Annotated in this window: 22 protein-coding genes; 13 read left to right on the top strand and 9 right to left on the bottom strand. The window is 70.2% G+C overall.

All coding sequences use genetic code 11. The features are described 5' to 3' along the window. Nucleotides 1–131 precede the first annotated feature (131 nt). The 5 genes from ABNX41_RS13085 (at nt 132) to dxs (ending at nt 4487) form a co-directional block, all read left to right on the top strand. Nucleotides 132–629: a MarR family winged helix-turn-helix transcriptional regulator gene (locus ABNX41_RS13085; protein ID WP_438670169.1), complete on the top strand. Its 498-nt coding sequence runs from the start codon at nt 132–134 to the stop codon at nt 627–629. Then, on the top strand, nt 626–1345 hold the full coding sequence (locus ABNX41_RS13090) for a response regulator (protein ID WP_438670170.1): 720 nt from the start codon (nt 626–628) through the stop codon (nt 1343–1345). The genes ABNX41_RS13085 and ABNX41_RS13090 overlap by 4 nt, the downstream gene beginning before the upstream one ends. Before the next feature lie 96 nt (nt 1346–1441). Continuing rightward, nucleotides 1442–1681, top strand: a complete 240-nt coding sequence (locus tag ABNX41_RS13095) for an exodeoxyribonuclease VII small subunit (RefSeq protein ID WP_438670171.1) — start codon at nt 1442–1444, stop codon at nt 1679–1681. After that, nucleotides 1678–2547, top strand: coding sequence for a polyprenyl synthetase family protein (locus ABNX41_RS13100; protein WP_438670172.1), 870 nt, complete (start codon nt 1678–1680; stop codon nt 2545–2547). Before ABNX41_RS13095 ends, ABNX41_RS13100 begins: the two co-directional genes overlap by 4 nt. Before the next feature lie 14 nt (nt 2548–2561). Further along, nucleotides 2562–4487 (top strand): 1-deoxy-D-xylulose-5-phosphate synthase, encoded by a 1926-nt coding sequence (gene dxs / locus ABNX41_RS13105; protein ID WP_438670173.1) that lies wholly within the window; start codon nt 2562–2564, stop codon nt 4485–4487. Between the two features lie 2 nt (nt 4488–4489). Here the strand turns inward: dxs and lpxK are convergent, their stop codons facing one another. From lpxK to ABNX41_RS13120, 3 genes are read right to left on the bottom strand one after another with little or no spacing between them, the layout of a single operon-like run. Next, nucleotides 4490–5521 (bottom strand): tetraacyldisaccharide 4'-kinase, encoded by a 1032-nt coding sequence (gene lpxK / locus ABNX41_RS13110; protein ID WP_438670174.1) that lies wholly within the window; start codon nt 5519–5521, stop codon nt 4490–4492. Then, complete coding sequence (locus ABNX41_RS13115) at nt 5521–6717, bottom strand: 3-deoxy-D-manno-octulosonic acid transferase (RefSeq protein WP_438670175.1); 1197 nt, start codon at nt 6715–6717, stop codon at nt 5521–5523. The genes lpxK and ABNX41_RS13115 overlap by 1 nt, the downstream gene beginning before the upstream one ends. A gap of 3 nt (nt 6718–6720) precedes the next feature. After that, on the bottom strand, nt 6721–6963 hold the full coding sequence (locus ABNX41_RS13120; RefSeq protein WP_438670176.1) for a DUF4170 domain-containing protein: 243 nt from the start codon (nt 6961–6963) through the stop codon (nt 6721–6723). Nucleotides 6964–7224: 261 nt separating this feature from the next. Between ABNX41_RS13120 and ABNX41_RS13125 the strand changes: the two genes are divergently transcribed. Genes ABNX41_RS13125 through ABNX41_RS13135 form a run of 3 tightly spaced genes read left to right on the top strand, consistent with a single transcriptional unit; the run spans nt 7225 to nt 8869 of the window. Next, entirely contained in the window at nt 7225–8103 is an 879-nt protein-coding gene (locus ABNX41_RS13125; protein ID WP_438670177.1) for an SPFH domain-containing protein, read from the top strand. A 3-nt stretch (nt 8104–8106) separates the two neighbouring features. Continuing rightward, a complete protein-coding gene (locus ABNX41_RS13130; RefSeq protein WP_438670178.1) occupies nt 8107–8394 on the top strand; it encodes an NfeD family protein in 288 nt (95 codons plus the stop codon). Continuing rightward, complete coding sequence (locus tag ABNX41_RS13135; RefSeq protein ID WP_438670179.1) at nt 8384–8869, top strand: NUDIX hydrolase; 486 nt, start codon at nt 8384–8386, stop codon at nt 8867–8869. The genes ABNX41_RS13130 and ABNX41_RS13135 overlap by 11 nt, the downstream gene beginning before the upstream one ends. On the opposite strand, the gene ABNX41_RS13140 is transcribed toward ABNX41_RS13135, so the two are convergent. The 4 genes from ABNX41_RS13140 to ABNX41_RS13155 all read right to left on the bottom strand — a co-directional run bounded on the left by ABNX41_RS13140 (nt 8845) and on the right by ABNX41_RS13155 (nt 14284). Then, on the bottom strand, nt 8845–9672 hold the full coding sequence (locus ABNX41_RS13140) for a 3'(2'),5'-bisphosphate nucleotidase CysQ (RefSeq protein ID WP_438670180.1): 828 nt from the start codon (nt 9670–9672) through the stop codon (nt 8845–8847). The genes ABNX41_RS13135 and ABNX41_RS13140 overlap by 25 nt on opposite strands. Nucleotides 9673–9676: 4 nt before the next feature. Then, a complete protein-coding gene (locus ABNX41_RS13145; protein ID WP_438670181.1) occupies nt 9677–11023 on the bottom strand; it encodes a TldD/PmbA family protein in 1347 nt (448 codons plus the stop codon). 58 nt (nt 11024–11081) lie between these two features. Continuing rightward, nucleotides 11082–12653 (bottom strand): hypothetical protein, encoded by a 1572-nt coding sequence (locus ABNX41_RS13150; RefSeq protein ID WP_438670182.1) that lies wholly within the window; start codon nt 12651–12653, stop codon nt 11082–11084. 122 nt (nt 12654–12775) lie between these two features. Next, nucleotides 12776–14284 carry a DUF2125 domain-containing protein gene (locus tag ABNX41_RS13155; RefSeq protein WP_438670183.1) on the bottom strand — a complete coding sequence of 503 codons (1509 nt, stop codon included), beginning with the start codon at nt 14282–14284 and terminating at the stop codon, nt 12776–12778. A 192-nt stretch (nt 14285–14476) separates the two neighbouring features. On the opposite strand from ABNX41_RS13155, the gene ABNX41_RS13160 reads away from it, so the two are divergent. After that, nucleotides 14477–15091: an enoyl-CoA hydratase/isomerase family protein gene (locus tag ABNX41_RS13160; protein ID WP_438670184.1), complete on the top strand. Its 615-nt coding sequence runs from the start codon at nt 14477–14479 to the stop codon at nt 15089–15091. Nucleotides 15092–15128: 37 nt separating this feature from the next. Continuing rightward, nucleotides 15129–16316 carry a TIGR03862 family flavoprotein gene (locus tag ABNX41_RS13165; RefSeq protein ID WP_438670207.1) on the top strand — a complete coding sequence of 396 codons (1188 nt, stop codon included), beginning with the start codon at nt 15129–15131 and terminating at the stop codon, nt 16314–16316. A gap of 28 nt (nt 16317–16344) precedes the next feature. Here the strand turns inward: ABNX41_RS13165 and ABNX41_RS13170 are convergent, their stop codons facing one another. Beyond that, the gene (locus tag ABNX41_RS13170; protein WP_438670185.1) at nt 16345–16857 is read right to left on the bottom strand and encodes a flavin reductase family protein; all 513 of its coding nucleotides are present in this window, start codon (nt 16855–16857) and stop codon (nt 16345–16347) included. Between the two features lie 3 nt (nt 16858–16860). Next, on the bottom strand, nt 16861–17283 hold the full coding sequence (locus tag ABNX41_RS13175; RefSeq protein WP_438670186.1) for a PaaI family thioesterase: 423 nt from the start codon (nt 17281–17283) through the stop codon (nt 16861–16863). A 240-nt stretch (nt 17284–17523) separates the two neighbouring features. On the opposite strand from ABNX41_RS13175, the gene ABNX41_RS13180 reads away from it, so the two are divergent. The 3 genes from ABNX41_RS13180 to ABNX41_RS13190 all read left to right on the top strand — a co-directional run bounded on the left by ABNX41_RS13180 (nt 17524) and on the right by ABNX41_RS13190 (nt 20290). Continuing rightward, entirely contained in the window at nt 17524–18339 is an 816-nt protein-coding gene (locus tag ABNX41_RS13180; RefSeq protein ID WP_438670187.1) for a VOC family protein, read from the top strand. Between the two features lie 10 nt (nt 18340–18349). Then, the gene (locus ABNX41_RS13185; RefSeq protein WP_438670188.1) at nt 18350–19294 is read left to right on the top strand and encodes a glutathione S-transferase family protein; all 945 of its coding nucleotides are present in this window, start codon (nt 18350–18352) and stop codon (nt 19292–19294) included. Between the two features lie 93 nt (nt 19295–19387). After that, on the top strand, nt 19388–20290 hold the full coding sequence (locus tag ABNX41_RS13190) for a LysR family transcriptional regulator (protein ID WP_438670189.1): 903 nt from the start codon (nt 19388–19390) through the stop codon (nt 20288–20290). Nucleotides 20291–20307: the final 17 nt, after the last annotated feature.

Here is a 20307-nt window from a genome sequence, read left to right on the forward strand (position 1 = left end):
GTTTTTCAAAAGTTGCGCGGAATGCCGGTATGCTGAACCGGATCTTGCGCCAACGAGGCGACTCGCTACGCTTTGTGACTTGGAAAGTCAACAAGGCTGACATAAATTCCGCCGCGACAAGGAGGCGGATCATGGCCGAGACGACCGGGAGCGAGAGCCTGCTCTTTCTGACCGATGAGCAGTTGCGGAAGGGGATCGAGGCGATGTTCTTTGCCTATCGGGGGTTTACCGCCGATCCCGACCGGATTCTGGAGGGGATGGAATACGGCCGCGCCCATCACCGGGCGCTGCATTTCATCCACCGCTCGCCCGGGACGACGGTCTCGAACCTGCTGGGGATCCTGGGCGTGACCAAGCAAAGCCTGAACCGCGTCCTGCGCACGCTGATCGACGACGGGCTGGTGCGCAGCGAAAAGGGGCGACGCGACGCGCGCGAGCGTCACCTGTTCCTGACCGAGTCGGGCGATGCGCTGGAGCGGCAGCTTTCGGATGCGCAGCGGGCGCGGATGCGCTCGGCCTATCGGGCGGCGGGGGCCGAGGCGGTGATGGGGTTCCGTCAGGTGCTTGAGGCGATGATGGACCCCGAGATGCGGGCGCATTACAACCGCCTCAAGGAGGGCGGGGCATGAACCAGGTTGCGACTCACTCCATCGCGGGGGAGGCCCATCTGCTGGTCGTCGACGACGATGAGCGGATCCGGGGCCTGTTGCAGAAATTCCTTGTCCGCAGCGGCTATCTGGTCTCGGTGGCCCGGGATGCGGCGCAGGCGCGGCGCTTGCTGGCGGGGCTTGAATTCGACCTGATCGTCCTGGACGTGATGATGCCGGGCGAGGACGGGATCTCGCTGACCCGCGACCTGCGCCGCAGGCTCGAGACGCCGATCCTGCTTCTGACCGCTCGGGGCGAGGCCGCGAACCGGATCGAGGGGCTTGAGGCCGGGGCGGACGACTATCTGGTGAAACCCTTCGAGCCGAAGGAGCTTTTGCTGCGCGTGGGCGCGATCCTGCGCCGGGTGCCGCAGGTCCGGGCCGGAGAGCCCGCGCCCCGGATGCTGCATCTGGGGGCGGTGCGCTACGACATGGACCGGGGCGAATTGTGGCGCGGCGACGAGGCGGTGCGGCTGACCGCGACCGAAGCCGCCCTGATGCGGCTTTTCGCCGCGAACCCCGGCGAGGCGATCTCGCGCGAGCGGCTGGTGCTGGACCTCGGCCGCGAGGAAGAGGCGCAGGAGCGGGCGGTGGATGTGCAGATCACCCGGCTGCGGCGCAAGATCGAGGACGACCCGAAACTGCCGCGCTATCTTCAGACCGTGCGGGGCGAGGGCTACATGCTCGCCCCGGATTGAACGGGCGGCGCGCTTTCCGGGGGCCTGCCGCTGGAAACCCGGTGGGAAGGGCGATAAGGTCGCGGCGGATTCCGGCAGCAGGCAAGGCGCGCGGCGATGAGCGAGACACCCGTTCCACAGATGAGCTTCGAAGAGGCGATGGCGGCGCTTGAGGCGGTTGTCACGCAGCTTGAGCGTGGCGAGGTCGCGCTGGAGCAGTCGATCGCGCTTTACGAGCGGGGCGCGGCGCTCAAGGCGCATTGCGCGGCGAAACTGGCCGAGGCCGAGGCCAAGGTCGAGATCATCCGCTCGGCCGAGGGGCGCGCGGTGGGCACCGCCCCGGCGGAGGGGCTGTGACATTTTCCGAATGCCTGGCGCAGGATGCGGCCCGGATCGCCACCCATCTTGAACGCGAGCTGGCCGGTCGCGGCGACCTGCCGGTGGTCGCGGCGATGCGCTATGCCCTGTCGGGCGGCAAGCGGCTGCGCGGCTTTCTGGTGCTGGAAAGCGCGCGGCTCTTCGGGCTGGAGGGCGGGGTTGCCCTGCCCGCGGCGGCGGCGGTCGAATCCCTTCATGCCTACAGCCTCGTCCATGACGACCTGCCCGCAATGGACGACGACGACCTGCGGCGCGGCCAGCCCACGGTTCATGTGAAATGGGGCGAGGCGACCGCGATTCTTGCCGGCGATGCGCTTCAGACCCTTGCCTTCGAGTTGCTGACCGATGCCGCGCTTGGCCCCGCCGAGGTGCGGCTGGCCCTGGTGCGGGCGCTGGCGCTGGCCTCGGGCGTCCAGGGCATGGTGCTGGGCCAGGCGCTGGACATCGCGGCCGAGACGGCGGGGCGGCCCCTGACGCTGGAGGAGATCACGGCGCTTCAGGCCGGAAAGACCGGCGCGCTGATCGGCTTTTCCGCCACAGCGGGCGCGATCCTGGCCGGAGAGGATCCAGCGCCCCTGCGCGCCTATGCGCAGGCGCTCGGCCTCGCCTTCCAGATCCGCGACGATGTGCTGGATGTCGAGGGCGACGCCCGGACCACCGGCAAGCGCACCGGCAAGGATGCGGGGGCGGGCAAGGCGACCTTCGTGTCGCTTCTGGGGCTTGCGGGCGCCAAGGCCCGCGCGGCCGCCCTGGTGGCCGAGGCCGAGGCGGCGCTTTCCGCCTATGGCCAGGCTGCCTCGAACTTGATCGAGGCGGCACGCTTCACTATCTCGCGGCAAGCTTGACGAAGGAGGCCCCCATGGCCCGGACGCCCGCCGACAGACCTGAGACGCCGCTGCTTGACCGGGTGCGCTTCCCCTCGGATCTGAAGGCGCTTTCCGACCGCGACCTGCGCCAGCTTGCCGATGAGCTGCGCGCCGAGACGATCAGCGCGGTTTCCGTCACCGGCGGCCATCTGGGGGCGGGGCTGGGCGTGGTGGAGCTGACGGTGGCGCTTCATGCCGTCTTCGATACGCCGCGCGACAAGCTGGTCTGGGACGTGGGCCACCAATGCTATCCGCACAAGATCCTGACCGGGCGGCGCGACCGTATCCGCAGCCTGCGGATGGAGGGCGGGCTTTCGGGTTTCACCAAGCGCAGCGAAAGCCCCTACGATCCCTTCGGGGCGGCGCACAGCTCCACCTCGATCTCGGCGGCGCTCGGCTTTGCCATGGCGGACGATCTGGGCGGCGACCCGGGCGATGCCATAGCGGTGATCGGCGACGGGTCGATGTCGGCGGGCATGGCGTTCGAGGCGATGAACAACGCAGGCCATCTGGGCAAGCGGCTGTTCGTGGTGCTGAACGACAACGAGATGTCGATCGCCCCGCCGGTGGGCGCGCTTTCGGCCTATCTGAGCCGCCTTTACGCCGAGGCGCCGATGCAGGACCTCAAGGATGTGGCGAAGGGGTTCGTGTCGCTCTTGCCGCCGCCGCTGCAAGAGGGGGCGAAGCGTGCCAAGGACATGCTCAAGGGCATGGCGCTTGGCGGGACGCTGTTCGAGGCGCTTGGCTTTTCCTATGTCGGGCCCATCGACGGCCACGATCTGGACGCCCTGCTGCCGGTGCTGCGGATGGTGAAGGCGCGCGCCACCGGGCCGATGCTGATCCATGTGCTGACGAAGAAGGGCAAGGGCTATGCGCCCGCCGAGAATTCCCCCGACCGCGGCCATGCCCGGGCGAAATTCGACGTGGTGACGGGCGAGCAGAAGAAGACGCCCACGAACGCGCCCTCCTACACGCGGGTCTTCGCCGAGAGCCTGATCGACGAGGCGTCGCGCGACGAGAAGATCGTCGCGGTGACGGCGGCGATGCCCGATGGCACCGGGCTCGACCTGTTCGGGGCGCGTTTTCCGCGCCGGATGTTCGATGTGGGCATAGCCGAGCAGCATGGCGTGACCTTTTCGGCGGCGCTGGCGGCGGGCGGGATGAAGCCCTTCTGCGCGATCTATTCGACCTTCCTGCAACGCGGCTACGATCAGGTCGTGCATGACGTGGCGATCCAGCGGCTGCCGGTGCGTTTCGCCATCGACCGCGCCGGGCTGGTGGGGGCGGACGGCGCCACCCATGCGGGCAGTTTCGACACCGCCTTTCTGGCAAATCTGCCGGGGATCGTGGTCATGGCCGCCGCAGACGAGGCCGAGCTGCGCCATATGGTCGCCACCGCCGCCGCCTGGGACGAGGGCCCCATCGCCTTCCGCTATCCCAGGGGCGAGGGGCGGGGCGTCGAGATGCCCGCGCAGGGCGCGTCGCTTGAAATCGGCCGGGGCCGCATCCTGCGCGAGGGGGGGCGCGTCGCGCTTCTGTCCTTCGGCACCCGGCTTGGAGAGGTCCTCAAGGCGGCCGAGGCGCTGGAGCAGCGCGGGCTTGCCTCGACCGTGGTCGATGCGCGTTTCGCAAAGCCGCTCGACCAGGCGCTGATCCTGCGGCTCGCGCGCGAGCATGAGGCGCTGATCACGGTGGAAGAGGGCGCCATCGGCGGCTTCGGCAGCCATGTGGCCCAGCTTCTGGCCGAGGAGGGCGTGTTCGACCGCGGCCTGAAGTTCCGCTCCATGGTGCTGCCCGACATCTTCATCGACCAGGCCAGCCCCGAGGCGATGTATCGCGTCGCTGGCATGGATGCGGCGCAGATCGAGGCGAAGGTGTTGTCGGTCCTGGGCGTGGCGACGGTCGGGCGGCGGGCCTGACCTCAGGCCTGGGGCGGCACCGAGGGCGGCATTGGGGGCAACAGCGGGGCCAGCAGGTGGTCGAGCGCCTCGGGCGCGTCGAATTCCAGCCGCACCACCAGGGTCAGCACGCGGGGGCGGAACGCGGGCGGCAGGCGGGCCGCATCCTTTTCGGTGGTGACCAGTTGGGCGTCGAGCGCGAAGGCCTCGGCCTCCAGCCGGGCGAGCAGCGCCTGCGACAGGGGCTGGTGGTCGTCCAGCGCCTCGGCCCGGACCAGTTCGGCCCCCTCCGCCCGCAATGTGTCGAAGAATTTCGCCGGATTGCCGATCCCGGCGAAGGCCAGAACGCGCGCGCCGCGCCAGTCCATCCCGGTGTCGAGCGGCGCCAGCCGCGCGGTCAGATGCGGCAGCGACCCGAGCGCGCCGCCCCAAAGGCCGCGAAACCCCGCCTGCGCCCCGGCGGGGCCGATCGAAAGCACCGCATCGGCGCGGGCAAGGCCGGTCTCGACCGGCTCGCGCAGCGGGCCGGCGGGCAGGCAAAGCCCGTTGCCGAAACCCTGTTCGGCATCGACGACGACCAGCGACAGGTCCTTCGCGACCGAGGGGTTCTGGAACCCGTCGTCCAGCAGGATGATGCGCGCCCCCGCCGCCTCGGCGGCGCGGACGCCTGCGGCGCGGTCCTTGGCGACCCAGACCGGGCCGAAGGCGGCCAAGAGCCGCGGCTCGTCCCCGGTTTCGGCGGCGCTGTGGCGGCGGTCGTCCACCCGCACCGGGCCTTGCAGGCGCCCGCCATGGCCCCGGGTGACGACATGGGCGGTCAGGCCACGCGCGGCCAGGCGCTGGACCAGCGCCATGACCGTCGGCGTCTTGCCCACGCCGCCCACGTTCAGATTGCCGATGCAGATCACGGGGACCGAGGCGCGATAGGCCCCCTCATCGCCCCGCCGCAGCCGCCGCGCCGTCGCCGCCGCGTAAAGCCTGCCCAAGGGGGCCAGCAGCAGCGCGCGAAGGTCGCGGCGCTGCGGCGGCAGGAACCAGAAGCCCGGTGCGCGCATCAGCCCGCCTCCTCCAGCACGCGGCGGATATGGGCCAGCACCATCTCGGTTACCTCCGCCCCGTCCGAGGCCACGTTCCACGCCGCCTGCGCCAGCCGCGCCGCCCGGTCGGGGGACAGAAGATCGCCAAGCGCCTCGGCCAGATCGGCGGGCGTCGCCACCGCCCGCGCGGCCCGCGCCGCGCCCAGCCGTCCAAGCGCCGCGCCGAAGGCGCCGGGCCTGGGCCCGTGCAGGATGGCCGAGCCGAGCGCGGCGGGCTCAAGCGGCGATTGCAGCGCGCCCGTTCCGGCCAGGCTGCCGCCAAGGAAGGTGATCGGGGCCAGCCGATACCACAGGCCCAGTTCGGCCCGGTCGCCGACGACATAGATCTCGGTCTCGGCCTCCGGTTCCTGGTCGGCCGAGCGCAGGGTCACGCTCCAGCCCTCGGCCTCAAGCGCGGCGGCCAGGGGCTCGGCGCGGGCGGGATCCTCGGGCAGAAGGATCAGCAACAGCCGATGCGCCAGCCCGATGACGGCGCGATGGGTGGACAGCACCGCCTGTTCCTCGGCCTCGGGGATCGAGACCGCGAACCAGATCGGGCGGGCGGCGGTCAGCCGGGCCAGCGCCTCGCGCTCGGCCTCAAGGCAGGGCAGCGCGGCCGAGGGCGCCTCCATCCGGCCCGCGACCAGAACGGCGCCTGAGGGCGCCCCGGCCTTGCGAAAGGCCCGCGCGGCGGTCTCGTCGATGGCGACCACGCGCGAGAAGGCCGAAAGCGCGCTGCGCATCAGGCCGGGAAACCAGCCCTCGCGGCCCTTGGGCAGGTGGGGCGCGCGCGCATCCACCATCATCAGCGGCAGGCCGCGCCGGGCGGCCTCAAGCACTGCGGCGGGGCGCAATTCGCCTTCGCAGAACACAAGGGCGGCGGGCCGCCAGTGGTCGAGGAAGGCCGCGGCCGCCCCTGCGGTCTCGGCGGGCGGCGGCTGCAGGATCACGCCCGGTGAGGGGGTGGGCAGGGGCTCGGGGCAGGTCATGAGGACGGTCGCCCCGTCCTCGTCGCTCAGCCGCCGGGCCAGCTCCAGCATGCCCGGCGCGGCGCCCGGCCCCGGCACATGCAGCCAGACCAGTGCCCCCGCCGGGCGGGGCGGACGCGCGGTCTCGGCCCCGGGCAGATGCCGCTGGCCGAAGTTGTAAAGCGTCCGTCCCAGCGAGGCGACCATGGATCAGCCCAGTTCCTCGGTGGCCGAGGCGGCGGTCTCTTCATCGCGCAGGCGATGGATATGGGCGATGAAATAGCGCATATGGGCGTTGTCGACCGTGCGCTGCGCCTCGGCCTTCCAGGCCGCATGGGCCGAGGCGTAATCGGGAAACATGCCCACGATATGGATGTCCTTCACATCCTTGAAGGCGGTCTTGTCGGGCGAGACGAGTTCGCCCCCGAACACGAGATGCAGGCGTTGTGTCATGCTGTTCTTCCACGCAGGAGAGGAGGGTTGGCTGAAGCGGGTCGGGACCACGGCGCCACGATAGACGCCCGGTGGGCCGGGGAAAAGACGCAACCGCCGGGGCCGCGGCCTCGCAAGCCGCGCCGGGCACCGCGATCCCGACTTGCGGGCGCCCCCGCAAAGGGCCAGACTGCCCGCGCGCCCGCGCAGGCAGGACGGCCTTGCCAGGCCCCGACCGTGCCGGTCATCGCGCGTGCCCTGCTATAAAGAGGAAGCGGTTTCATGAATGGATCTGATTTTATGGGCTGGAACGCCATCTGGCTGGCGATCGCCATTTTCGTCATCATCTGCATCTTTCTGGGGGTGCGGATCGTGCCGCAATCAGAAAAGCATGTGGTCGAACGCTTCGGGCGCCTGACCAAGGTGCTGGGGCCGGGGATCAATTTTGTCGTTCCCTTCCTGGACCGCATCGCCCACAAGGTTTCGGTGCTGGAGCGGCAGTTGCCCACCGCCAGCCAGGACGCCATCACCACCGACAACGTGCTGGTCAAGGTCGAGACCTCGGTCTTCTACCGCGTGACCGAGCCGGAAAAGACCGTCTATCGCATCCGCGACATCGACGCCGCCATCGCCACCACCGTCGCGGGCATCGTGCGCTCCGAGATCGGCAAGCTTGAGCTGGACCAGGTGCAGTCGAACCGTTCGCAACTGATCGAGCGGGTGCGCGAACAGGTTGCGATGATGGTCGACGACTGGGGTGTCGAAGTGACCCGGGCCGAGATCCTCGACGTCAACCTGGACGAGGCGACCCGAGCCGCCATGCTCCAGCAGCTCAATGCCGAGCGGGCGCGGCGCGCCCAGGTGACCGAGGCCGAGGGCAAGAAGCGCGCGGTGGAGCTTTCCGCCGATGCCGAGCTTTACGCCGCCGAGCAGCAGGCCAAGGCAAAGCGCGTCACCGCCGAGGCCGAGGCCTTCGCCACCGCCGTCATCGCCGAGGCGATCAAGGAGAACGGGCTTGAGGCGGCGCAATACCAGGTCGCGCTCAAGCAGGTTGAGGCTTTCGAGGCGGTCGCCAAGGGCGCAGGCAAGCAGACGGTCATCCTGCCCGCCGCCGCGCTGGATGCCTTCGGCGACGCGTTCAAGCTGCTCAGGGGGAAATGAGCCATGGAAGATCCGGTCTGGACGGTCTGGTGGGCCTGGATCGCGGGCGGCGTCGGCCTTGGCATCGTCGAGGTCTTCGCGCCGGGGTTCTTCTTCCTGGGCTTTGCCGTGGGCGCGGTGTTGACGGGGGTGCTGATCGGGATCGGCGCCTTGGGCTGGGCGGGCCTGCCGTTCATCCTGATGGTCTTCGCGCTGCTGTCGCTGGTGGCGTGGTGGGCGCTTCGTCGCTGGTTCGCCAGGAACCACCCCAGCGAGGTCAAGGTCTGGGACCGCGACATCAATGACAACTGAGCCGGGCCCGCCTGTCGGGGCAGGCGGGTTCAGGGGCGCGTTCATCGGCGACTTCATCGGTGCGAAAGCCGCGTTCTTCTGTGGAACGCGGCTTTTGTGCTATCTGCGCGACGATCGCCCCGAACTGCCCTTTCCCGGCCATTGGGACCTGCCCGGCGGCGGGCGCGAGGGCGACGAGACGCCCGAGGCCTGCCTGCTGCGCGAGCTGGAGGAAGAGTTCGGCCTGCGCCTGCCGCCCGCGCGGCTGGAACAGCGGCTGATCCTGCCCTCGATGACCGATCCCGCCCGCGTCTCGGTCTTCTTCGCGGGCCGGATCGCGCAGGCGGAGCTTTCCCGCATCCGCTTCGGCACTGAAGGGCAGAGATGGGAGGCGATGGAGGTCGCCGCCTTCCTGCGCGCGCCCCGGGCGGTTGCGGCCCTGCAGGACCGGGTGCGGCGGGTGATGGGGGCCTACGGCCTTTCCGGCTCGGGCTGAGTGCCGCCAAGCGCGGCGACCAGCGCCGCCTGCAGGGCGGGGGCGGCGGCGATCACGCCCTCGGCCCTGGGGGCGGGCTGGTTGAAGGCCAGGGCCGCGCCGTGGCGGTCGGTCACCACGCAGCCCGCGCGCGCCGCGATCAGGCTGCCGGCCGCGCTGTCCCACTCCCAGGTGTCGCGCAGGGTCAGCATGGCGTCATGCTGCCCCTCGGCCACCAGGCAGAACCGCCAGGCCAGCGAGGCGCGAAAGCTGCGTTTCACGACTGGCACGCCGCTTGGCCAGAATTCCGGGGCGAGCGCGGCGCGGGTGGTCAGGATGTCTGCCCCGGCCAGTTCCGTCCGGCCGTTGCAGCGGATCGGCTGGCCGTTCTTGCGCGCCGCGCCCCCGGCATGCGCGGCATAGCTGGCGCCGCGCGCGGGCAGATGCACCACCGCCGCCACCGGCACCCCGGCCCGGACCACGGCGAGCGACAGGGCGAACGCCTCTTCCCCGGCCAGAAAGGCGCGGGTGCCGTCGATCGGGTCGACCACGAAGACCGGATCCTGCGCCAGCCGCGCCGGGTCGTCGGGGCTTTCCTCGGACAGCCAGCCATAGCCCGGTCGCGCGGCGCCGAGGCTTTGGCGCAGCGCCGCATCCACGGCCAGATCGGCGACCGAGACCGGACCGGCGCCGCCCGCCTTCTCCCAGGCCTTGGGATCCTTGCGCCAGTAGCGCAGGGCGATCTCTCCGGCCGCCAGGGCCGCCGCCATCAAAAGCGCCTCGTCCTCGGCGGGCGTCGCGCCGCCAGATGGCGGCGGGGCCATGTGATCAGGCCCCGGCAATCGTCATCCCGTCGATCAGGATCGAGGGCACCCGAAGCGCCAGATGCGGGCGGGCGTCATTGGCCGGATGCAGCCGCAGCAGCATCTCGGGCAGGTTCCCGGCGATGGTGCATTCATGCACCGGATGCGAGACCTTGCCGTTCTCGACCCAGAAGCCCGAGGCGCCGCGCGAATAATCCCCGGTATTGGGGTTGATGGTCGATCCGATCAGCGAGGTGATCCATAGCCCGGTGCCCATCCGCGCCAGCAGATCGGCGCGGCTGGCGGATCCCTGGGTCAGGTCGACATTGGTCGTCCCGGGCGAGGGCGGGGCCGAGGGGCCGCGCATCGCATTGCCGGTGGATCGCAGGCCCAGCCTGCGCGCGGTCGCCAGATCCAGCACCCAGCTTTGCAGCCGCCCGTCCGCGACCAGCGCCTTGGCGCGGGTCGGCAGGCCCTCGGCATCGAAGGGCCGCGATCCGGGGCCACGGCGGCGCAGCGGGTCTTCGGTCAGGGAAAGCCCCTCGGGCAGGACCTTTTCGCCCATCAGGTCGCGCGCCCAGGTCGCGCCGCGCGCCACCGCCGTCCCGTTGATCGCCGACAGCAGATGGCCGATCAGCGAGGCCGCCACCCTTTCGTCGTAAAGCACCGGATAGCTGCCGGTGGGCGGCTTCACCGCGCCAAGCCGCGCCAGCGCCCGTTCGGCGGCCTTGTCGCCGATCCCCTCCGCCCCGGGCAGATCGCCCAGATGGGCGCGGCTTTCGCCGGCATAGTCGCGCTCCATCCCGGTGCCCGACCCGCAAAAGGCCACGACCGAGCGCGAATGGCTGGTGCGGGCATAGCCGCCCTCGAACCCGTTCGATTGCGCGATATGCATGGCGCGGCGGGAATAGGCGGCCGAGGCCTCGGCCTGGGTGACGCCGGAGCGGCCAAGCGCGGCGCCTTCCAGCGCGCGGGCCTCGGCCTCCAGCGCGGCGGCATCGGGCTCGGGCGCGGCATCCGCCAGATCCAGCGCGGCCAGATCCCAGTCCCGCGCCAGATCCCCGGGCGCGGCCAGGCCCGCCGTGGCATCCTCGGGCGCCTCGCGCGCCATGGCGACCGCGCGCTCGGCCAGCGCGGCCAGCGTCGCGGGCGCGGTGTCCGAGGCCGAGACGCAGGCCTGCCGCCTGCCGATCAGCACGCGAAGCCCGACCTCGGTGCCCTCGGCGCGCTCGGCCTGTTCCAGCGCGCCCTGGCGGATGTCGATCGACAGCGAGGTGCCGCGCACCGCCAGCGCATCGGCCGCCTCGGCCCCTGCCCGCAGGGCGGCCTCGCGCAGGGCCTGGGCCAGATCGGAAAGCGAGGGTGCGGACATGGAACTTCCTTTGCGGCAGGGGGCGCGGGCGTCGGTGGTCAGCCCCTTCCCGGGGGGATCAGCGGATCCGCTGACCGTTGAGGTAAAGCGCCTTGTCGCGGAAATCCACATCCGTGGCCAGCGTATCCTCGTCTTCCCCGGCCTGGCCGATCAGCAGCAACGCCTGGCGCGCCTGAGTCGCCTCGGCCTCCGAGATCAGCGCGGCCCCCGAGAGGCGGTCGATCAGGGCATAGGCGCCCCGGGTGACGAACTGAAGCCGCCCGGCAGGCGCCGGAACGCCGTCGAAGGTCACCAGATCGCGGAAGTCGAAGCCCAAGCCCCCGGTGCCCGTCACCGACAGATCGAGCCCGCTGAAGGCAAGCTCGTTGATGTCGAAGGAGAAGTCGCGCAGCGGATGGGGTGCGCGCGGATCGGGCTGCCAGCCCGGCTCCAGCGCGGCCGGATCCAGGCCGTAGCGGCCATCCATGTCGAACGCCAGCGTCAGCGGCGTGTTGGGCAGCATCCCGGTCGGGTCCAGATCGGCCCAGCCCGCGTCGTCGAAGGCCAGATCGCGCAGCAGATGGGCGAAGGCCCAGTCCTGGGACCCGGCAAAGCCGTTCAGCCCCAGCGAGATCACGTTGCGGTATTCGCCCAGCGAAACCTCGACCATGGTCTCGGCGCCGTCGATGTCGGGCACGGGGCCCGTCATCAGGAAATCCGTCATCGCCGCGCTCCAGGCCAGCACGGTCTGGTCCAGCTTGAGGCTGGCCGCCCCCGAGCCGAGGTCGAACCGCGCGCGGCCCGGCTCCCGTCCCGGCTCGACCATGTCGGCATGCAGGTTCGACGGCCCCAGCGAGAGCCGCAGGTCGAGCAAAAGCCCATCGGCCAGCGCGGTCAGCAGCGGCGCCACCGGCGGGGTGGAACCGCCCTGCGTGGCGCTGCGGGTCAGGTCGCTGGTCGAGGGCGGGAAGGCCGCGGCGGCGAACAGCGAAAGCGATTCGATCCCCGAGGTCACCTCGGTATGCCGCTCCGGGCCGGAGACGGCCCTCGCCGTCAACTCGGCGGTGCCAAGGGTCAGCGCGGCCTCGACCGAGGGCAGCGCCACGGCGAGGTCGTGCTTGTAGCGCAGTTCCAGATTCTCGACCGTCGCGGCCAGGGTGATTTCCTCGCCCCCGGGCGCCGGGGGGGCGATTCCGTCCAGCGTGACCGAGACCGAGGGGCCGATGGCCTGGAATTCCGCGCGCTCGCCCAGCCCGATGATGGTCACGCCCAGATCCGGCGCGGTGATCGAGAAGACAAGCTGCCCCGGCGCCGTCTCGCCCCGGGTTCCGGCCAGGTCGACGCGCAGCGGGAAGGTCTCGGGCAGGACCACGCCGACCGAGCCGTCGACCTGGCTGACCAGGGTCAGCGTGTCGATGCGGAAGGCGGTTTCCTCATCGGCCTCGGGCTTGAAGACCAGCGCGTCCAGGATCAACTGGTTGCCCTCGCGCCGCTCTTCGGCCGAAAGCGCGCCGCCGGTCGAGGCGACCGCCTCCTGCCAGGAGGACCAGAGTTCCGCCGCGGTGACACCCTGGGCAAGGGCGCCCTGCGGGATCTGGACCAGGCTGAGGACGATGGCGGCAGGCAGTGTGACTTGCGAAAGGGGGCGCATCCGGGATTTCAGTTCATGCGGAGGGTTACGGGAAACGCCCCGGACCGGGTTTTGCCGGATCGGGACCTGGGGGCTGGGCCGGGATGCGCCAGGGCGCAGCCCGGGTCTGGCGAAAACCAGGGTTACTTGATCCTCTGGCTGTTCACGTAAAGCCCCTTGTCCTTGAACTCGATCTCCGAGACCAGTTGGTCCGGGCCGGATCCGGGGCGGGTGAACATCGAAAGGCCCATGCGCACGCCGAAGACGTCGTCGGGCGACAGGAAGCCCATGGAGACGGCCTTGTCGATCAGCGCGTTGATGCCCTTGAGATCGACGTTGATCTTGCCCTCGGGCGCGGGGAAGCCGTCGAAGGAGAACAGGTCCTCATTGTCGAGGACCAGGCTGCCGGTCGCCGTGGCCTCGCCGCCGACGATCTGCAAAAGCACCTGGCGCAGGTCGAGCGAGTTGATCGTGCCGGGCACGGCGGGCATGGGCGCCATGCCGCCTTGCACCGCCGGATCCAGGATGTCGACGGCCCAGGCGCCGGTTCCCGCCAGATCCAGGATCAGCGTCGCCGGATCGCGCGGCAGTTGCGCGCCGGGATCGACCAGCCCCCAGACCGCATCCGAGAGCGAGATGTCGACCAGCCGGGTCACGAAGGAGAAGGGCTGGGGCGTGGCGCTCTGGCTGACGGGCATGGCGAAGCTGAAGAAGATCTCGCCGAATCCGGCCTCCACCGGCGGAACGCCCGAGGCCGCGGCCGCGATGGCGATCGTGCCCTCATTGAGGCCGAACCCGTATTCCATCTCCGCCGCATCCAGCGCGACATTCAGGACGACGCCGCCGAGCGTGCCGCTGATGGCGGTGTCGTCGCCATATTCCGAGACGTCCAGATCGTAGCTGATCGCGCCGGTCGTCGCCTCGGCCGCGATGGCGAAACCGTCGCGGAGCGCCGCGGAAAGATCGAGCATCGAATCCTGGTCGAGCAGCCGCCCGGTCGAGCTCGTCACCGTATCGGCGATGGTGATCGAGCCGGTGAAGCTGCCGTCGGTCTGCGGATTGGTGCCGCTGCCGGTCAGGGCGAAATTGCCGATCCGGCCATCGCTGGTGACATTGTGGCCGCCGCCTTCGGCCGGGGTGATCAGGTAGCGCCCGGTGATGTCGCTCAGCAGCGCCTCGACCCGGATATCGGTCGTCTCGCCGTGGATATCGGTCAGTTCTGTCAGCGAGGCCGTCACCGTGGGCAGGTCGAAATCGTAGCTGATCGCCTCGGCCGTTCCCGAGGCGATCACCGAGCCGCCGGGCTGGTGCAGCAACAGCGTGCCCTTGGGACCGCCGGGGGCGGTGATCACCATCGGATAGGATTCGGCATTGGTGATCTCGACCGTGCCGTCGCCCCGGTCGGTCAGCGTCAGCCAGTCGAGCGTGAATTCGTAGGTGATGCCGTCGGGATCGACGACGCTGGTGGTCAGCCCCCGGATTTCAAGCGCATTGCCGTTGCGGGTCTCGGATTCGGTGGTCACGGTGGCAAGCGACGGGGCGGTCAGCAGTTTCCAGCTTTCCCAGACCTCTTCGGGCGTCAGGGCGAGCGAGGGGCCCGCGGAAAGGATAAGCGCAAGTGCCGTCGATGCGGAAAGGGGCCAATGCTTCATCTGAATAAGGAACCTCGTTAGGGAAATACGGATACGCGGCGCATGGTTCACCGCCCGTGCCCGGGCGTCAAGGGCCGACGCGGCGCGGGTGGCTGGAATCCGCGGCGATTGGACGATGTCCGCGGGGCAAGGGGGTTTCGGCCGACCCGCGCGCGGGCTAAGGCTTTCGATGGAAAAGCGGAGGAGCGGGCGATGATCCGGGTCGAGGACGGGGCGGGGCTGCGTGTGATCACATTGTCGCGACCCGAAAAGGCGAATGCGCTGACCGCCGACATGCTGGCCGAGGTGGCCGAGGCGGCGCAGGGTGCGGCGGTGGCGGGCGTGAAGGCGCTGGTCCTGACCGGCGAGGGGCGGGTGTTTTCCGCCGGGGCCGATCTGGATGCGGCCAAGGCGGGGCTTGCCACCGATCCGGTCTGGGGGCGGGCCTCGTCGGCCCTGGCCGGGTTTCCCGGGCTGAGCATCGCCGCGCTGAACGGCACCCTGGCGGGGGGCGCCTTCGCGCTTGCGCTGGCCTGCGATCTGCGGATCGCGGTGCCGGGGGCGAATTTCTTCTATCCGGTGATGCGGCTTGGCTATCTGCCCCAGCCGCAGGACCCGGCCCGGCTGGTCGCGCTGGTCGGCCCGGCGCGGGCGAAGATGATCCTGATGGCGGGCGAGAAGATCGGCGCCGAGGAGGCGCTGGCCTGGGGGCTGGTCGAGCGGATCGTCGCCCCCGATGGCCTGCTCGACGCGGCCAGCGCCCTGGCGCGGCCCGCCCTTGCCGCCACGCCCGAGCATGTCGCGGCGATCAAGCGCATGGCGGGTTGAGATGGCGGGCGGCCCGGCCGCAGGGGCAGAGCCGGTGGTGCACTCGGTAGCGCCGCCGCCCGAAACCCCCGACGCCCTTGTGGTGGGCGCGGGCCCCGCCGGGCTGATGGCCGCGGAAGAGCTTGCCCGGGCCGGGCTGTCGGTGCTGGTCGCCGAGGCCAAACCCAGTCCGGCGCGCAAGTTCCTGATGGCGGGGAAATCCGGGCTGAACCTGACCATGGACGAGTCCGCCGCGCTTTTCGCCAGCCGTTACGACGGCGATCTGATCGCCCCGGCCTTGGCCGATTTCGGCCCCGCCGAGGTGATCGCCTGGGCGCGGGATCTGGGGCAGGAGGTGTTCACCGGATCCTCGGGCCGGGTGTTTCCGGTGGCGATGAAGGGCTCCCCGTTGCTGCGGGCTTGGCTTGCGCGTCTGGCGGGGCAGGGGGTCGAGCTGCGCCCGGGCTGGCGCTGGTGCGGCTGGCGGGAGGGGGCGCTGGCCTTCGACACGTCCGCGGGCGCGCGGCTGGTCCGGCCCCGCGTGACGGTTCTGGCGCTTGGCGGCGCAAGCTGGGCGCGGCTGGGGTCCGACGGGGCCTGGGTGCCGCTTCTGGCGGCGCGCGGGGTGGGGCTGGCGCCATGGAAGCCCGCGAACATGGGCCTGCGCGTTGACTGGTCGGCGCATATGGCGCGCCATTTCGGCCAGCCGGTCAAGGGCGCGGCGCTTCTGGCCGGGGGCCTGCGGCATCGGGGCGAATTCGTGGTCTCGGCCCGGGGGCTTGAGGGCGGCGGCATCTATGCCGTCTCGCGCCCGGTGCGCGAGGGGGCGGCGTTGGTGCTCGACCTGCTGCCGGACCTTGACGAGGCCGCGATCGTGGCGCGCCTGGCGCGGATGCGGCCGGGCGAAAGCACCGCGAACCGGCTGCGCAAGCTGGGGCTTGCCCCGGTCGCGGCGGCGCTGGTGATGGAATGGGCGCGCGAGGCCCCTTTCGCCGCGCTGAAATCGCTGGCCGTGCCGCATCGGGGGCCGAGGCCGCTGGACGAGGCGATCTCGGTCGCGGGCGGCATCACCCGCGAAAGCCTGACCGAGGGGCTGGAATTGCGCGCCGTGCCGGGCGTCTTCGCCGCGGGCGAGATGCTGGACTGGGAGGCGCCCACCGGCGGCTATCTGCTGACCGGCTGCCTTGCCACAGGCCGATGGGCGGGCCGACGGGCAGGTCGCGCCGCCGCCGCGCGCCTGGCCTGATCGGGGAGCTGATCGGGTGGACTGGGGCTTACCCGGCCACGCCGTCGAGCTTTTCGCGCAGTCGGTGCCAGCGCCGGTCCAGATAGATCAGCGATTCCGCCTCGGGCTCGATGGCACCCGCCGCCGCCTCTCCTCCGATCAGTTCGGCCGCGACCAGCGCCGCGCCCTCGACCGGCAGCACGCCGAGCTTGCGGGCGCGGAACCAGGTGGTGACGCCGGTATAGCGCGGCTCGCCGCTTTGCAGCCTTTCCCATGGCGCGACGCCGCTGAATCGGTCCACGCCGCTGGTCGCGCCAAGCTGGGCCAGATCGAGGTCCTGGAAGCGCAGCAGATGGATCACCATGGTTTCCGCCCGCAGCAGCGGCTCGGCCGAAGACGAGCGCGACGACAGGGAGAAGGCCACCACCGGCGGCGCCGCCGAGACCGAGATCAGCGACGAGACCGTCAGCGCCACCGGCCCGTCGCCGGGATCGGCGGTGATCACGGCGACACCGGCGGGGTGATAGCGGAACGCCTCGCGGAATGCGTCTGAAAGCGTCATGGCTCAGGCTTTCGGCTTCAAGGTGAACTGGGTCTGGGTGACGATGGCGGCGATCTTGCCGTTTGCAAGCGTCAGCGTGGTCTGCCAGACTTGGGTCGAGCGGCCCAGGTGCAAGGGCACCGCCACGGCGCGGACCTTTTCGCCTGCCGGGACCGGGCGGAAGAAATTGGTCTTGCTCTCGACCGTGGTCGTGCCCTCGCCTGGGCCCAGATTCAGGAAGGCCGCCGTCCCGCCCAGATTGTCGGCCAGGGCCATGATCGCGCCGCCGTGCAGATGGCCGTTGCGGTTGATCAGGTCGGGGGCGGCGACCATCTCGGCCTCGACGCGCTCGGGCGTGGCCGAAAGCAGGCGCAGGCCCAGATGCCGGGCGAAGGGCGGCTGCTCCGCCGCGATCGGATGGATCTCCGGTTCGGCCTTGGATGCCATGCCCATGTTCCTTTCATCGGTTCGGATCGTCGCTTCGGGCGGCACAGTTGCCCGACCGGCCCGCGCGCGCAAGAGGCCGTCCGTTCTGTTTTGCGCCCCGGCCGCGCATGATTGATTCCATTTCGGAAGAGAACAATCGCCGCCTGCCCGGGTTTATTCATGGAATGGATGTGGTCATATCGTGATCATGTTCTGCCGGGTCCGAACCGGCCCGGCCATTTCCCGAGACGGGGGCAGAGAATGACGAAGACGCTTGAACTGGGCCGTGTCGCCCTGATCGTGAACGACCTTGGCCGCGTGGCCGAATGGTATCGGACCGCTGTCGGCCTTCATCTGCTGTCGCAGTCGGGCGGGGTGGCGCAATTGGGAACGAAGGACGCGACCTTGCTGGAGCTGCGCGAGGACGGCGCCGCGCGCCGCCGCGCCCCGCGTGAGGCGGGGCTTTTCCACACCGCCTTCCTTCTGCCCTCGCGCGCCGCGCTCGGCGCCTGGGTGCTGGACGCCTCGGCCCGCCGCACCCGGCTCGACGGCGCCTCCGACCATGAGGTCTCGGAGGCGGTCTATCTGACCGACCCCGAGGGCAACGGCGTCGAGATCTATGCCGACCGTCCCGCCGGAAGCTGGCGCCACAAGCCCAATGGCGAGGTCGAGATGGGCACCTATCATCTCGACCTTCCCGCGCTGGTCGAAGCGGCCGGGGGCGCGCAATGGCAGGGCTTTCCCGAGGGCTCGACCGTGGGTCACGTCCATCTTCAGGTCGGTGCGCTGCCCGAGGCCGAGGCCTTCTACAAGGACCTGCTGGGGCTTGAGGTGACCAACCGCTATCCGGGGGCGAATTTCTACGCCGCCGATGGCTATCACCACCATATCGCGACCAATATCTGGAACAGCCGGGGCGCGGGTCGGCGCGACATGCCCTCGACCGGGCTGGCCGAGGTGGAAATCCGTATGGCGGCGGGCAAGCTGGATGCGATCCGCGCGGCCTTCGGAGCCAACAGCGGGCGTTTCACCATCGAGGATCCCTGGGGCACGCCCGTCGCCATCGACCTGATCTGAGGAGACCATCATGCTTGTGAACGGAAAATGGGTCGAGAACTGGCAGCCCGTCCAGAAAACCGACGAAAACGGCGGTTTCGTGCGCCAGGTCTCGGGCTTTCGCAACTGGGTGACGCCGGATGGCGCCCCCGGCCCCTCGGGGCGGGGCGGCTTCAAGGCCGAGGCGGGGCGCTATCACCTTTATGTCGCGCTGATCTGTCCCTGGGCCTCGCGCACGCTGATCGGGCGCAAGCTGAAGGGGCTTGAGGGGGCGGTGACGCTTTCGATCACCGAACCCGCCGTCACCGACGAGGGCTGGGAATTCGCCTCCGGCGCCGATCCCATTCATGGTGCGAAATACATGCATGAGGTCTACACGAAGGCCGATCCCGACTATACCGGCCGCGCCACTGTGCCGGTGCTGTGGGACCGCGAGACCGCGACCATCGTCTCGAACGAATCCTCCGAGATCCTGCGCATGTTCAATTCGGGTTTCGGCGATCTGGCCTCGGGCCCGGATCTTTACCCCGCGCCCCTGCGCGACGAAATCGACGCGCTGAACGAGCGGATCTATCCGCGCCTGAACAACGGCGTCTATCGCGCGGGCTTCGCCACCACCCAATCGGCCTATGAAGAGGCCTATGCCGATGTGTTCGCCCAGCTTGACGAGCTGGAGGCGCGGCTGTCCCAGGGCGGTCCCTGGCTGGTGGGCGAGACCTTCACCGAGGCCGATATCCGGCTTTTCGTGACGCTGATCCGTTTCGATGCCGCCTATTTCGGGCTGTTCAAGACGAACCGTCAGCGCATCGCCGACTATCCGGCGCTTTCGGCCTATCTGCGGCGGGTGCTGGACCTGCCGGGCCTGCGCGAGACGGTCTCGATCGACCATATCAAGCGCGGCTATTACTCGATCAAGACGCTGAACCCTCTGGGCATCGTGCCGGTGGGGCCGGATCTTTCGGCGCTGGAGCTCTGAGCCTTTCGCGCGTCTTCTCGCGGGCCTTCCTTCCGGCGGGGATCGCGGGCATGGTCGGGGCTGGGTGCGGGCGCAACGGAAAGGGGGCCGGGCATGGACCGTCTCGATTGCGACCGCATGTTCGTCGCGGTGATGGAGACCGGCAGTTTCGCCGCCGCCGCCGCGCGGCGGCGCATCTCCTCGGGCCAGGCCTCGAAACTGGTGTCGCGGCTTGAGGCGGAACTGGGGGTGCAGCTTTTGAAGCGCACCACCCGCGCGCTGGCGCCCACCGAGGTCGGGCAGGCCTATTACCTGCGGGTGAAGGATCTTCTGTCCGGTTTCGACGAGCTGGACGCCTCGGTCCGCAATGTCGCCGGGATCCCGGCGGGGCGGCTGCGACTGACCGCGCCCGACACTTTCGGCACCACCCAGCTTGTGCCGGTGCTGGCCGATTTCGCCCGCGCCTGGCCGCAGATCGAACTGGACGTCTCCTTCGCCGACCGCACCGTCAATCTGGTGGACGAGGGGTTCGACCTTGCGCTCAGGATCGGGCCGCCGCCCGACAGCAGCCTTGTCGCGCGCAGGCTTTGCCCGGCGCGCATCCTCCTGGTGGCGACGCCCGCCTATCTGGCGGCGCGCGGCACGCCGCTGGCACTGGAGGATCTGGCGGCGCATGATCTGATCATAGACACCAATTTCCGCGATCCGGGGCAATGGCATTTCGCCGGTGGCGTGCAGCGGCCGGTCAGCGGGCGGTTGCGGCTGGCCAATGCCGAGGCCTGCCTGACCGCCGCGCTCGGCGGCCTTGGCATTACCCGGGTGCCGAGTTTCGTCGCGGGCCCGCTGCTGCGCATGGGCGAGGTGGTGCAGGTCCTGCCCGAGCATGAGCCGCCGCCCTATCCGGTCCATGCGCTTTACCCGCCATCGCGCCATCTGGCGGGCAAGGTGCGGGCGCTGGTGGATTACCTGGCGCAGGTCTGGAAGGGCGAACCCGCCTGGGATCGCGGCTGGCGCTGACCGGCGGCCCTGGCTCC

The organism is Pseudogemmobacter sonorensis (assembly GCF_042762395.1).
GTDB lineage: Bacteria > Pseudomonadota > Alphaproteobacteria > Rhodobacterales > Rhodobacteraceae > Pseudogemmobacter > Pseudogemmobacter sonorensis.

What these genes read in the sequence shown, in the direction of transcription:
- ABNX41_RS13085 (WP_438670169.1), top strand. Translation starts at nt 132, where the DNA reads ATGGCCGAGACGACCGGGAGCGAGAGCCTGCTCTTTCTGACCGATGAG.
- ABNX41_RS13090 (WP_438670170.1), top strand. Translation starts at nt 626, where the DNA reads ATGAACCAGGTTGCGACTCACTCCATCGCGGGGGAGGCCCATCTGCTG.
- ABNX41_RS13095 (WP_438670171.1), top strand. Translation starts at nt 1,442, where the DNA reads ATGAGCGAGACACCCGTTCCACAGATGAGCTTCGAAGAGGCGATGGCG.
- dxs (WP_438670173.1), top strand. Translation starts at nt 2,562, where the DNA reads ATGGCCCGGACGCCCGCCGACAGACCTGAGACGCCGCTGCTTGACCGG.
- lpxK (WP_438670174.1), bottom strand. Translation starts at nt 5,521, where the DNA reads ATGCGCGCACCGGGCTTCTGGTTCCTGCCGCCGCAGCGCCGCGACCTT.
- ABNX41_RS13115 (WP_438670175.1), bottom strand. Translation starts at nt 6,717, where the DNA reads ATGGTCGCCTCGCTGGGACGGACGCTTTACAACTTCGGCCAGCGGCAT.
- ABNX41_RS13120 (WP_438670176.1), bottom strand. Translation starts at nt 6,963, where the DNA reads ATGACACAACGCCTGCATCTCGTGTTCGGGGGCGAACTCGTCTCGCCC.
- ABNX41_RS13125 (WP_438670177.1), top strand. Translation starts at nt 7,225, where the DNA reads ATGAATGGATCTGATTTTATGGGCTGGAACGCCATCTGGCTGGCGATC.
- ABNX41_RS13130 (WP_438670178.1), top strand. Translation starts at nt 8,107, where the DNA reads ATGGAAGATCCGGTCTGGACGGTCTGGTGGGCCTGGATCGCGGGCGGC.
- ABNX41_RS13135 (WP_438670179.1), top strand. Translation starts at nt 8,384, where the DNA reads ATGACAACTGAGCCGGGCCCGCCTGTCGGGGCAGGCGGGTTCAGGGGC.
- ABNX41_RS13140 (WP_438670180.1), bottom strand. Translation starts at nt 9,672, where the DNA reads ATGGCCCCGCCGCCATCTGGCGGCGCGACGCCCGCCGAGGACGAGGCG.
- ABNX41_RS13145 (WP_438670181.1), bottom strand. Translation starts at nt 11,023, where the DNA reads ATGTCCGCACCCTCGCTTTCCGATCTGGCCCAGGCCCTGCGCGAGGCC.
- ABNX41_RS13150 (WP_438670182.1), bottom strand. Translation starts at nt 12,653, where the DNA reads ATGCGCCCCCTTTCGCAAGTCACACTGCCTGCCGCCATCGTCCTCAGC.
- ABNX41_RS13155 (WP_438670183.1), bottom strand. Translation starts at nt 14,284, where the DNA reads ATGAAGCATTGGCCCCTTTCCGCATCGACGGCACTTGCGCTTATCCTT.
- ABNX41_RS13160 (WP_438670184.1), top strand. Translation starts at nt 14,477, where the DNA reads ATGATCCGGGTCGAGGACGGGGCGGGGCTGCGTGTGATCACATTGTCG.
- ABNX41_RS13170 (WP_438670185.1), bottom strand. Translation starts at nt 16,857, where the DNA reads ATGACGCTTTCAGACGCATTCCGCGAGGCGTTCCGCTATCACCCCGCC.
- ABNX41_RS13175 (WP_438670186.1), bottom strand. Translation starts at nt 17,283, where the DNA reads ATGGCATCCAAGGCCGAACCGGAGATCCATCCGATCGCGGCGGAGCAG.
- ABNX41_RS13180 (WP_438670187.1), top strand. Translation starts at nt 17,524, where the DNA reads ATGACGAAGACGCTTGAACTGGGCCGTGTCGCCCTGATCGTGAACGAC.
- ABNX41_RS13185 (WP_438670188.1), top strand. Translation starts at nt 18,350, where the DNA reads ATGCTTGTGAACGGAAAATGGGTCGAGAACTGGCAGCCCGTCCAGAAA.
- ABNX41_RS13190 (WP_438670189.1), top strand. Translation starts at nt 19,388, where the DNA reads ATGGACCGTCTCGATTGCGACCGCATGTTCGTCGCGGTGATGGAGACC.